Here is a 12,424-nt window from a genome sequence, read left to right as displayed (position 1 = left end):
AATAAACACCGTTTTTTCATACTGCTCATCCAGAAGTATATACATTAAATAAAAGGGGAGTGAGGGACGAATGAATTGGCTTATTCGTTTAGTTTTAAGCGGTTTTTCTCTAATTATTGCGGACTGGTTGTTAGCAAGTATCTCGCTTAGAGGATTCGGTACAGCTCTTATCGCTGCCTTTATTCTAGGGTTAGTCAACATGATTGTCAGACCAATCCTTGTGTTTTTTACCTTACCTCTCACGATTGTGTCACTTGGTTTATTCTTATTGGTGATTAATGCCTTGACGTATTGGTTTACTTCCATGCTCGTTCCAGGCTTTGAGATTACAGGCTTCTGGGGGGCGTTCTTCGGGGCTATCGTCACGACCATTGTAAGTTCTATGCTGAATGCTTTAATAACGGAAAGAAAATAAGCCCCTAGATGGGGGCTTATTTCAATTCAGAATAAATTTTTGTGATATCGTCAAGAAGCAGGTTGGCTGCTTTTACACCACCAGCTGTGTTCCAGATGGCATCATTGACTTTGTATGCACGGTTATTTTTCACAACGTTAAGGTTCTGGAATAAAGGATCCTTAAGCCATTCTTGTTCATTCTTATTCGCTTCGCCGTCACCCGTATCATAGGTGAAGTAGAAGAGAATGTCGCCTTCCATTTCAGGTGTACGTTCCTTTGTGATCTCATCTGCGAATTCTGGCTTGTTCTGAGCAGCCGGACGAGCTAAGCCGATCTGTTCGAAGATGACCCCAGAGAAAGTGTCCTTATAGTAAATTCTTGTTTTTCCCGCCATAAAACGAACAATCGACACTTCAAGATTTAGCTTATCAGCGAACTGCGTCTTGAATTCTTCAATACGCTGGTCAAAATCTCCAATAACCTTTCGGCCTTCTTCTTCTTTATTTAATGCCTTAGCGTACAATTCAAAATTAGGCTTCCATTGTCCTCGCAATGTATCTGAGAAAACAGTAGGGGCAATAGCAGATAGCTGTTGGTAAACTTTTTCTTGGCGCATCTTATTCCCTATAATGAGATCAGGCTGAAGAGCAACAATCGCCTCAAGGTTGACTTGGCTCTCTGTTCCAACAACTTCAACCCCTTCCATTTCAGCAGCGATGTGCTCATAATAAGGGTCTCCCGTCCAAGATTTTACCGCTCCCACAGGCTTCACTCCGAGGGCAAGCAGGGCTTCTGTACCTTCGTTTGTTAAAATAACGACCTTCTGAGGAGTTCCTTTAATTTCTGTTGTACCCATAGCATGCTCTATCGTGCGGACTTCATCGCTAGCAGGCGCTGCTTGTTCCTGTGGCTTAGCCGCTTGACCAGATGGAGCAGCAGGTTCCTGAGTTTTACCGCCGCCGCATCCTATAAGGAAAAGGGCAAAGGTTAACAAAAGAGTCATTAACTTGTATGTATTGGAAACCATCAATCATTCTCTCCTTTTTGATAATGAAATTCATTTACGTTCATATGGTAAAAGAGAAGAGGAAAAATGTCAACAGAAAAATGAAACTGATTATCACCGTCGTTGACAAAGATTTTCATTGTCTTTAAACTAGAAGAAGAGTATTTAGATGTAGTGAAGAAGAAAAGGTGCAATGATGACATTTTTATTATCCAATCGAATCCTTAAAATTTTAGGTTTATTTGCTTTGATTTTAGTTATGATCGTATGCGGCTTTTCTAGCGTCCGGTTTGGGCTGACTCAAATTACTTGGGAGATGGTTTGGCAGGCGTACTCGCAGTTTGATGGTTCGAATGAACAGATCATCATTACCACCTCGCGGGTGCCGAGGGCGCTGATCGCCATTGCAGTGGGAATCAGTTTAGGGATGGCAGGAGCCTTGATGCAAGGGTTGACCAAGAATCCGTTAGCTGCACCGGATATCTATGGTTTGAACGCAGGGGCGAGCTTCTTTATCGTATTTTTCGTTGTATTCCTTGGCGTATCATCCTTGTCTGCATTTACTTGGATTGCCTTTTTAGGGTCAGGGCTAGCGGCTTTAGCGATTTATGTTCTAGGGTCACTGGGCAGGAATGGTCTTTCCCCAATGAAATTGACTTTAGCTGGGGCATCCATGGCAGCACTTTTTTCTTCCCTAACCCAAGGGATGCTCTCTATGAATGAGAAAGCGTTAGATGAAGTACTGTTTTGGTTAGCAGGTTCTGTTGAAGGACGCTCCTTAGAGATGCTTACACCGGTTCTTCCCTATATGATTACAGCTTGGGTAGCTGCTTTTCTCTTAGCGAAACAAGTCAACACCTTAAGCATGGGAGAGGATGTAGCGAAAGGATTGGGTCAGCGAACCGTCTGGATCAAGAGCCTGACATGGGCCGTTATTGTCCTCCTTGCAGGGAGCTCTGTTGCTGTAGCCGGACCTATTGGTTTTGTTGGTATCGTTGTTCCTCATTTAGCAAGAGCGCTGGTCGGAGTCGATTATCGCTGGCTTCTTCCTTATTCCGGAGTACTGGGAGCGATCTTACTGCTTCTAGCGGATATTAGTGCAAGATACATTATCATGCCAAAAGAGGTACCAGTAGGGGTTATGACCGCACTGATCGGAACTCCATTCTTTGTTTACATTGCACGCAAGGGGTTTTACCGGAAATGAAAAAGTATGTATCGTTTCGTCCTAAAAAAGGGAGATTCTCCTTTCTCATAGACAAGAAAGTCATGGTGGTTTTTTCAGTTTTACTCATTCTTTCTCTTCTTCTCATGATTGTAAGTATTGGCATGGGAGATATGAAGATCAATCCGTTGGATGTGGTTCGTACGTTATTGGGTCAAGGTACTGATATGCACGCGCTCGTCATCCAACAGTTCAGGATGCCACGGATTCTGATTGCGTTCCTCGTAGGAGCTTCCCTTGCGGTTTCGGGAGCGATTCTGCAAGGGATCATGCGAAACCCCCTTGCGTCTCCTGATATTATCGGGATTACCAGTGGGGCAGGGGTAGCTGTGATTACTTTCCTGACGTTTTACTTAGACTCAAATAATAATACTTTAAGCGTTAGCATTCATTGGCTCCCTGCAGTAGCCTTCCTTGGTGCGACTCTCGTGGCCTTCTTAATCTACGGTTTATCTTGGAATAAGGGCGTAACCCCTGTACGACTGGTTCTTGTCGGGGTAGGCTTGGATGCCGCGATGAAAGCGATGACGCAATTAATGATGATTTTTGGTCCGTTATATCTGGCTACTCAATCGAAAATTTGGTTGACAGGAAGCGTATACGGGTCATCTTGGGATAATGTGTGGACGTTAGTTCCGTGGGTGTGCTTTCTTCTACCTTTTACGTTTATTATCACTCGCATCTTGAATGTACAGGAGCTGGGAGATGATCTGGCCACTGGCGTGGGAAGTGTCGTTCAAAAGCATCGAATGTTACTTTTATTAATTAGTACGGCCTTAGCTGGAGGAGCGGTTGCTTTTGCCGGAGGGATTGGGTTCGTTGGCTTAATGGCTCCGCATATTGCAAGACAATTAGTCGGTTCCGCTTTTGGAGGATTGCTTCCGGTCTCCGCGCTTATCGGGGGGATCATTGTCGTGGTAGCAGACCTCGTCGCGCGAACGGCCTTTACTCCATTAGATATCCCAGCGGGAGTGTTTACAGCAGTCATAGGGGCTCCATATTTCATTTATCTTCTTTATAAGAACCGAAATATGTAAATAGGAGGAGAATCAAACATGCAAGCCATGGAAACGAAGGCTCTAACACTAGCCTATGAGAAGGAAGTCATTATCGACCAACTTCATTTAAAGATACCCAAAGGTAAAATTACGGTATTCATCGGTAGCAACGGTTGTGGGAAGTCTACCTTACTTCGCTCTCTCGCCCGATTACTGAAACCGCAAACCGGTTCGATTATATTAGATGGGAACGAAATTAGTAAGCTAGCCACCAAAGAAATTGCGAAGAAACTAGCCATCCTGCCGCAAGGACCTATCGCGCCTGAAGGGTTAACCGTTCTACAATTAGTAAAGCAAGGCCGATACCCATATCAGAGCTGGTTGAAGCAATGGTCGGAAGAAGATGAAACGATGGTGTATCGTGCGCTTGAAGCAACACAAATGAAGTCTTTTGCGGAACGTCCGGTGGATTCCTTGTCAGGAGGGCAACGTCAGAGAGCTTGGATCGCCATGACTCTCGCTCAAGGGACAGAAACAATTTTACTTGATGAGCCGACCACATACCTAGATTTGACCCATCAAATCGAGATTCTAGACCTGTTGTTTGAACTCAATGAAAAAGAACAGCGTACAATTGTCATGGTGTTACATGATTTAAATCTAGCCTGCCGTTATGCCCATCATATCGTGGCCATTCAGAACCGATCCGTATTTGCTCAAGGGAAGCCGGAAGAAGTCGTGAACGCTGATATGATTCAGAGTGTCTTCGGCATGCAGTGTGAGATCACAGTTGACCCCTTATTTGGAACCCCCATGTGTATACCTCATGGTAGAGGAAGAGTAGTGAAGCCTTTAAATCATAAAGTCAGTGTCATAGGGTAGGTGGAAAATATGCTCCTGCAAGATTACGGGTTTTCGTTTTCTACGAATGGGGATAAGGCTTATCGATTTTATGGAGAAGACTTGCAAGACCGGGACAAAGTGAGTGAACTTCTGAATCTAGTCGGTGCCAGTTTGAAGTCGCCAAATCCTGTTGTGAGTGCGTCTTTATTTGCCAAATACTATAGTTACACCCTTATTGCAGGGGGCTTGTTTGCCTTGACCCATATGGGAAAAAAGCTTGACCTATCATTGCCTATGATCTCTATTGAAACGGATCCATTGTGGAGTCCTTCCCTCGTGCTAGATCGCACGCCTACGGATATAGAGGGGGAAGCTTGCAAGAAGCAGGCATTGACTTCGATTTTTCTAGATAACCTTAAGCCGGTCTACCATACACTCATGAGGCATACCGGCATCAAGAAGAAAGTGCTATGGGCGCATGCTGCTTATTCGGTTCATTATCTCTTTGATAAGTGGAAGGGCCAAGCCAAAGAACAAGACGAGGATTACCAAATGCTATGCCAAATGATAAAAGAACTTGAGATGGATTTTACTATCATCGAACATCCTCTGTTTTCTGAGCAGAAGCTAACCTTGAGAAGGGAATGCTGCCTAAGAAGCTGTCTTCCGAAGGCGACCCCGTGCACGACCTGCCCCATGATTAGTGACGCGGCAAGGATGCAAGTGTTAGAGGAATACCATAGTAAAGTCAAGGTGTGAAGGAGATTTCCGAAGGGGAATCTTCTTTTTTTGTTGGGAGTGGTCCGGTGCGGCGGGGGCATAAACGGAAATTTTTCCGTTAAGTGGTTGGTTTCGGTAAATTGGCTTGAAATAAGCGGGAAAATTCCTGTTAAATGTCCAAAACTAGCTTGTTTTTAAGTTTGTGAGGCCATTAGGCGGAATTCGTTCCGCTATTTTGGCTGTTTTTGGTGAGTTGGGGGGAATAGCGGAACTTTCTCCGGTTATTTTCGGGGGAGGGTGGGCGAGTCAGCCTCAGAATGACTTTTACTGTTGACAATAATTATCATTACCATGTATTATATAGATAATGAAAATCGTTATCACTAATATAAGCAAACAACATACATAGGAGGCGGAAATATGAATAAGGTTCTTTTAGTGTTTGCAAGCATGTCAGGGAATACAGAGGGGATCGCCCATCTTGTAGCTGAGGGTATAAAACAAGCGGGTAAAGAAGTAGATATAAAAGAGATATTCGATGCTACTGCCAAGGACCTATTAGAGTATGATGGCATCATCTTAGGCGCTTACACATGGGGAGACGGTGAATTACCTGATGACTTTTTAGATTTTTACGATGATATGGATGCTACTAATCTTACGGGTAAAAAAGCAGCCGTATTCGGTTCAGGTGATCACGCTTATCTGCATTTTTGTGCGGCTGTTGATATCCTGGAGAATAAGCTGCAAGAGTGTGGGGCGGAGCTAGTTCAGGAAGGACTTAAAATTGAAATGTCTCCAACGAGTGCAGAAGAAGAGCAATGTAAGGACTTTGGCCGGAAATTTGCTGCACAGTTGTTAAGTATTGGGTAGGTGGAAAGGGAATGGATAAAAAGCCCGTTGTCTCGATTAAGACTATTGCGGACTATCATCTTGAGGAATTCATGCGGTGTTCTCACCAGTTTTATTACCGCCACTTGTTAGGGCACGCCCCGCTCTACCAAACTTGGCGGCATACCGTTCAACAGACGGTGGGTCAAGTCATCCGCGATTACTATCAATCCCCAGAACATAGCCGCTCATCGATCAGAATTCTAGAGTTGCTTCAGCGATATTGGGTGAAGAAGGTGGATTTATTCCATTCAAGAGAACATTACTTCCACGTGCTAGGATCTGTTACGAATCATCTTATTAGCTTCTTGTCGAGAGAAAGAAAGGCAAATCCACCCTTATTCATGTATGAGAAGTTTAAAACCAGTGTGGAAGAGTTAGAGATCGATTTATCCATGACCTTACAGGTGGCAGAGTGGACGGAAGAATCCTTTATTTTAAAAAAGTATGTGATCGACGTAGAAGAAGATTTCTATGAGACCTATAAGCATATGGCGACTCTCTTTTCCTACAAAGCTTTTCAGAAATTGCCTGAGCGAATTGAAATCATGAATCTTTTGTCAGGTCAAGAGTATGTCTTCTATCCGGTTGCCGACGATATTATAGAGGCTGTAGGCTATTTTCACCTGACAAAGGATCTGTTGCAGAACACGGATGATTACACCAGACCAAAGTCTTTTAAGGATTGCAGCAAGTGCCCCTTCAAGAAGAAGTGTCACCGAGATTGGGTTCCAGGACATAGAGCGACCACTGAATATTTTAATGAGTCTTAGCTAGTGGAGAAAACAGCCCATCCCCTCGAGGATTGGGCTGTTTTTGGCTGATACCGGCCTAATAAAGCTATCACTACCCTTGGTAAGCTCTCCTATTTAGATACTTATTTTCCCTATAACATAAACAGCTCGTCTCTGATCGTAAGATAGTAAAGTAGGAAGCTTTGAAAGGGGAGATCCAGATGAGAGGAAAGCCCATTCGTGCTCCAAGAGGTACCCAATTAAATGCCAAAGGGTGGATTCAAGAAGCTGCCCTGCGGATGTTATTAAATAATCTAGATGAGGAGGTCGCTGAACATCCACAGCAGCTTGTCGTCTATGGTGGCATCGGAAAAGCGGCAAGGAACTGGACGGCATTCGATCGGATTGTAGAAGCGCTATTGAATCTGAAAGAAGAAGAGACCTTACTCATTCAATCGGGAAAGCCTGTAGCCGTCTTCAAGACGCATAAGGACGCCCCGCGAGTGCTCCTGGCTAACTCCAATCTGGTCCCAGCCTGGGCGAATTGGGAAACGTTCCATGAGTTAGATCGAAAAGGCTTAATCATGTTCGGGCAAATGACGGCGGGAAGCTGGATTTATATTGGAAGTCAGGGGATTGTCCAGGGAACATACGAGACTTTTGCTGAGTGTGCGAGACAGCATTTCGCAGGGACGCTGAAAGGGACCATTACGGTAACCGCCGGACTAGGCGGCATGGGAGGAGCGCAACCTTTAGCGGTCACGATGAATGATGGAATTTTAATAGGAATTGAAGTGGACAGGACACGGATTGAAAAACGAATCGCAACAAGATACTGTGATATTATGGTGGATTCCCTAGATGATGCCATCGTGCTGGCTACTGAGGCGAAAGCACAGAAAAGACCTCTGTCGATTGGCTTGATAGGCAATGCGGCTGAGATTCTTCCAGAGATGCTGAGGAGCAACTTCATCCCGGATATTATTACAGACCAGACGTCAGCACATGATCCTCTTCATGGGTATCTGCCAGCAGGGGTGACCTTAGAGGAAGGAACGAAGCTCCGCGAGTCCGAGCCGGACGAATATATGAAGCGGTCTAAAGCAAGCATGGCCGATCACGTGAGGGCTATTTTGGAAATGAAGAATAGAGGAGCAATAGCTTTTGACTATGGGAATAACATTCGGCAAGTGGCTTATGATGAAGGGGTAGAAAAGGCTTTTAGTTTTCCTGGATTTGTCCCTGCTTATATTCGCCCTCAGTTTTGTGAAGGAAAGGGTCCTTTTCGATGGGTAGCCTTATCCGGCGATCCACAGGATATTTATAAGACAGATGAAGTGATTTTAAGAGAGTTTTCGGATAATAGGCATCTTTGTCACTGGATTCGGATGGCTCAAAAGCGGATTGCTTTTCAAGGTCTTCCCGCTAGAATATGCTGGTTAGGCTACGGCGAGCGTGCCAAGTTCGGAAAAATCATCAACGACATGGTGGCGAGCGGGGAATTAAGCGCTCCGATTGTGATTGGCCGTGATCACTTGGATGCAGGCTCCGTAGCCTCCCCCAATCGTGAGACGGAAGCGATGCAAGATGGAAGCGATGCCATAGCCGATTGGCCTATTCTAAACGCCCTAGTCAATACGGCAGCGGGAGCGAGCTGGGTTTCCTTCCATCATGGGGGAGGAGTAGGAATGGGGTATTCTTTACATGCCGGGATGGTGGTCGTGGCAGATGGTACAGAGGAGGCGGGGAAAAGGCTTGAGCGCGTTCTGACGACGGATCCGGGGATGGGGATTGTACGCCATGCTGATGCGGGCTATGATCTAGCCATCCAGGCGGCTAAAAATAAAGGTATTCAAATGCCCATGCTAGATGATAAAGGTGAGTTTCATGGGTGAAGTCATCTATATAAAAAATGCCAATCAAGTTATTACGATGAGTGGAGCTACTAACCAGCCGAAAACTGGATCCAAAATGTCAGAGATCAATCTGATAGAGGGTGGCGGGGTTGTTCTGGAGAATGATCGAATTATCTTCGTCGGCAAGGACGATCAAGCGGAACAAGAAGCCAAATCCAGAGGAAGCTCATTTACCATCTTGGATGCCACGGGAAAGATTGTGACACCCGGGTTAATTGATCCGCATACTCATATCGTGTTTGCAGGTAGTCGAGAGCGAGAACTGGAATGGCGTCTGCAGGGTGTAACCTACATGGATATTTTAAAGCAGGGAGGAGGCATCCTTTCTACCACGGACGCGACACGGGCGGTAACGCAAGAAATACTAATAGAAGAAACAAGTAAAAGGCTAGATCGCTTTCTACTTTATGGGGTAACGACAGTAGAAGCGAAAAGCGGTTATGGCTTAACGGTGGAGGATGAGTTGAAGCAGCTCAGGGTGGCTAGACTTTTGCAAGAACATCATCCCGTTGACCTAGTTTCGACTTTTATGGGGGCGCATGCTATCCCTCGTGAATATAAAGATTGCCCAGATGAATACGTACGATTGGTCATAGAAGAGATGCTTCCTCGTGTGGCAGGTGAAGGATTAGCGGAATTCTGTGACGTGTTCTGTGAGAAGGGCGTATTTACTGTTGAGCAATCGGAACAGATTCTTGAAGCGGGGAAGAAGTATGGCTTAAAACCTAAGATTCATGCCGATGAAATTGTATCTTTTGGAGGGGCAGAGCTGGCTGCGAAGGTTGGAGCAGTGTCAGCAGATCATCTGCTAAAAGCATCGAAGAACGGAATCCGTAAGCTAGCAGAAGCAGGGGTTATCGCTGTGCTCTTGCCTGGGACCGCTTTCTTCTTAAGAGAAGAACCCGCTGATGCTAGAGGCTTAATTGAAGCGGGGGTACCTGTGGCCTTATCCACGGATCGAAACCCAGGTTCATCGCCTACGGAGTCCTTGCAGCTCATTATGAATTTAGCTTGCATGAACATGAGGATGAAGCCGGCCGAGGTACTGGTCGCAACCACCATAAATGCGGCTCATGCGATTGGCCGTGCAAAGGAAATCGGAAGCCTCGAACCGGGCAAAAAGGCAGATCTCGTCCTTTTCGATGCTCCAAACTATCCATACTTGCAGTATAACTTCGGTGTCAATCTCGTCGATACGGTCATCAAGAACGGGAAAGTGGTAGTTAGAGAAGGACGCCGAATTTAGAACTCCCACCGTCAGTAGTGGGAGTTCTTCTCCTTCTCCCCAACAAGAGAAAAGCCCAAAACTGTGGTAAAATATTTCCAATAGACTGGGGGAGGCGGTTACTCGATCATGGAACGAAAATATATTTTGTCTTTAGATCAAGGAACAACAAGCTCAAGAGCCATACTTTTTGATTACTCAGGTGCGGTGATAGGAATAGCTCAGAAGGAGTTTACTCAGATTTACCCTAAGCCAGGTTGGGTAGAACATAATGCGGAGGAAATCTGGGAGTCTCAGTTAGCGGTCTTAAAGAAAGTGTTGATTGAAAATCATATCCTTCCTGATCAAATTGCAGGGATAGGAATTACGAACCAGCGCGAAACCACGGTAGTATGGGATAAAAAAACAGGCAAGCCTATCTATAACGCCATTGTCTGGCAAAGTCGCCAGTCGATAGATATATGCAATCAGCTAAAGGATCAAGGTTATGATCCCCTTATCCGTGAAAAGACCGGTCTTCTTGTTGATGCGTATTTTTCCGGCACGAAAGTGAAGTGGATTCTAGATCATGTATCAGGAGCGAGGGAGTTAGCGGAAAAAGGAGAGTTATTATTCGGAACCATTGATACTTGGTTAATCTGGAAGCTGACAGATGGAGCTGTTCATGTCACGGACTATTCAAATGCCTCTAGAACTCTGCTTTTTAATATTCATACGTTAGAGTGGGATGAGGAGCTCTTGAAGCTGTTGGATGTTCCTAAGGCTATGCTCCCTCAGGTTCGCCCGTCCAGTGAAATTTATGGGCAGACGGCAAAAACCTTGTTCCACACGACCATACCTATTGCGGGAATAGCAGGAGATCAACAGTCTGCTCTGTTCGGGCAAGCTTGCTTTCGTGAGGGAATGGCGAAGAATACCTATGGGACCGGTTGTTTCATGCTGATGAATACAGGAGAGAAGGCCGTTCGTTCAAAGAATGGACTCCTTACCACAATTGCTTGGGGAGTAGGGGGGAAAGTAGAGTATGCTCTTGAGGGGAGCATCTTCGTGGCAGGCGCTGCTGTTCAGTGGCTTCGTGACGGACTAAAACTGATTGAGAAGGCGGCAGACTCGGAAAAGTATGCTCTTGCCGTGGAGAGTACGGATGGTGTCTATTTTGTCCCTGCTTTTGTTGGGTTAGGTGCTCCTTATTGGGACATGGAAGCAAGAGGGGCCGTCTTCGGCTTAACGAGAGGAACGAGCCAAGATCACTTTATAAGAGCGGCGTTGGAATCTTTGGCTTATCAGACGAGGGACGTTCTAGAAGCAATGGAGGCGGATGCGGGCATCAAGTTAGAGAAGCTTGCGGTTGATGGAGGAGCGGTTCAAAATAACTTTCTCATGCAATTCCAAGCAGATATCTTGGGGACTAAAGTAGAGCGTCCAAGGGTGAGTGAAACGACGGCGCTTGGAGCTGCATACTTAGCAGGCCTAGCTGTAGGCTACTGGAAAAGTCAAGAGGACATCGAGCAGAACAAGGTGATCGAGAGGACCTTCCCACCAGCTATGGGTGAGGAACAGCGAGATCAGCTTTATGAGGGATGGAAACGTGCCGTTCAAGCTACCATGGGATATCGGACTAAATAAAAACGGACAAAGCGTGGATTCTTACAGAATTCACGCTTTGTCATGTCAGTATCAATTAGTATTGACAACTTATTAATAATAATTATAATTAAGTAGCAGAACGGTGCGTTGATAAGGAAAAGAGGGGAGAACCAATGGAGGTTATTGTTTATTCCAGCACTGGATGTATAAAGTGTCTGGAGGTTAAGGAGCAGCTTAGAGAATGGAGGATCCCCTTTGAAGAGAGAAACGTCTCGGATAATGAGCAGTATTTTAAGGAGCTGCAAGAGCGACGTATTTTTGGAACACCTGCAACCTTTATTAATGGTAGAGTAGTATTAGGGTTCCAGCCGAAAAAACTGCAAGAGCGTCTTGGGTTAACGGAAGAAAGCATAGGCTGACGAACATTTCGTCAGCTTTTTTCTATGGAGACGACAGGATTTCCGGAACCTCCATTTATTTTTATAAAAATAGATTGATTTTTTTACTATTAGGTTATAATATATGAACAGATGCTCATATATTGTTACATAGGGTTGAGGTGAAGTAGATTATATGGAGAAAGCACAGCATGATTTTCTAACACAAGAAACGATAGATAAGGTAGCACTTACTTTCAAGGCCCTTTCTGATCCTACACGCATAAAGATATTACATCTTCTGTCGCAAGAAGAGTGTTCCGTAGGACACATTACAGAGGTATTAAACATGACCCAATCAGGAGTTTCTCATCAGCTCTCTTTTCTTAGAAATTTGCGTTTGGTCAAATATAGGAGAGAGGGACAGACATTTTATTATTCCATTGATGATGAACATGTCATTACGATACTGAAGCAAATGGTTCATCACATTATGCATGAATAG

Annotated in this window: 13 protein-coding genes; 12 read left to right on the top strand and 1 reads right to left on the bottom strand. The window is 45.1% G+C overall.

All coding sequences use genetic code 11. From position 1 onward, the window contains the following. Positions 1 to 70 precede the first annotated feature (70 nt). Complete coding sequence (locus tag EIZ39_RS17845) at positions 71 to 415, top strand: phage holin family protein (RefSeq protein WP_129201451.1); 345 nt, start codon at positions 71 to 73, stop codon at positions 413 to 415. A gap of 16 nt (positions 416 to 431) precedes the next feature. On the opposite strand, the gene EIZ39_RS17840 is transcribed toward EIZ39_RS17845, so the two are convergent. Then, positions 432 to 1,424: an ABC transporter substrate-binding protein gene (locus EIZ39_RS17840; RefSeq protein WP_129201450.1), complete on the bottom strand. Its 993-nt coding sequence runs from the start codon at positions 1,422 to 1,424 to the stop codon at positions 432 to 434. A gap of 175 nt (positions 1,425 to 1,599) precedes the next feature. On the opposite strand from EIZ39_RS17840, the gene EIZ39_RS17835 reads away from it, so the two are divergent. From EIZ39_RS17835 to EIZ39_RS17785, 11 genes are all read left to right on the top strand, one after another. Continuing rightward, complete coding sequence (locus EIZ39_RS17835) at positions 1,600 to 2,610, top strand: FecCD family ABC transporter permease (RefSeq protein WP_483296055.1); 1,011 nt, start codon at positions 1,600 to 1,602, stop codon at positions 2,608 to 2,610. Further along, entirely contained in the window at positions 2,607 to 3,665 is a 1,059-nt protein-coding gene (locus EIZ39_RS17830) for a FecCD family ABC transporter permease (RefSeq protein ID WP_129201448.1), read from the top strand. The genes EIZ39_RS17835 and EIZ39_RS17830 overlap by 4 nt, the downstream gene beginning before the upstream one ends. An 18-nt stretch (positions 3,666 to 3,683) precedes the next feature. Then, positions 3,684 to 4,508, top strand: coding sequence for an ABC transporter ATP-binding protein (locus EIZ39_RS17825; protein WP_129201447.1), 825 nt, complete (start codon positions 3,684 to 3,686; stop codon positions 4,506 to 4,508). 9 nt (positions 4,509 to 4,517) lie between these two features. Then, on the top strand, positions 4,518 to 5,228 hold the full coding sequence (fhuF, locus tag EIZ39_RS17820) for a siderophore-iron reductase FhuF (RefSeq protein ID WP_129201446.1): 711 nt from the start codon (positions 4,518 to 4,520) through the stop codon (positions 5,226 to 5,228). Positions 5,229 to 5,609: 381 nt separating this feature from the next. Continuing rightward, a complete protein-coding gene (locus EIZ39_RS17815) occupies positions 5,610 to 6,062 on the top strand; it encodes a flavodoxin (RefSeq protein ID WP_129201445.1) in 453 nt (150 codons plus the stop codon). Positions 6,063 to 6,073: 11 nt separating this feature from the next. Further along, positions 6,074 to 6,853, top strand: coding sequence for a hypothetical protein (locus tag EIZ39_RS17810; RefSeq protein ID WP_129201444.1), 780 nt, complete (start codon positions 6,074 to 6,076; stop codon positions 6,851 to 6,853). 182 nt (positions 6,854 to 7,035) lie between these two features. Beyond that, the gene (gene hutU / locus EIZ39_RS17805) at positions 7,036 to 8,709 is read left to right on the top strand and encodes a urocanate hydratase (protein WP_129201443.1); all 1,674 of its coding nucleotides are present in this window, start codon (positions 7,036 to 7,038) and stop codon (positions 8,707 to 8,709) included. Continuing rightward, entirely contained in the window at positions 8,702 to 9,976 is a 1,275-nt protein-coding gene (gene hutI, locus EIZ39_RS17800) for an imidazolonepropionase (protein WP_129201442.1), read from the top strand. The genes hutU and hutI overlap by 8 nt, the downstream gene beginning before the upstream one ends. A gap of 108 nt (positions 9,977 to 10,084) precedes the next feature. Further along, a complete protein-coding gene (glpK, locus tag EIZ39_RS17795) occupies positions 10,085 to 11,581 on the top strand; it encodes a glycerol kinase GlpK (protein ID WP_129201441.1) in 1,497 nt (498 codons plus the stop codon). A 134-nt stretch (positions 11,582 to 11,715) separates the two neighbouring features. After that, a complete protein-coding gene (locus EIZ39_RS17790) occupies positions 11,716 to 11,961 on the top strand; it encodes a glutaredoxin family protein (protein ID WP_129201440.1) in 246 nt (81 codons plus the stop codon). A 154-nt stretch (positions 11,962 to 12,115) separates the two neighbouring features. Continuing rightward, entirely contained in the window at positions 12,116 to 12,424 is a 309-nt protein-coding gene (locus tag EIZ39_RS17785; RefSeq protein ID WP_129201439.1) for an ArsR/SmtB family transcription factor, read from the top strand.

This window comes from Ammoniphilus sp. CFH 90114 (assembly GCF_004123195.1).
Lineage (GTDB): Bacteria > Bacillota > Bacilli > Aneurinibacillales > RAOX-1 > YIM-78166.
This window is presented reverse-complemented; position numbering and strand designations above follow the sequence as displayed.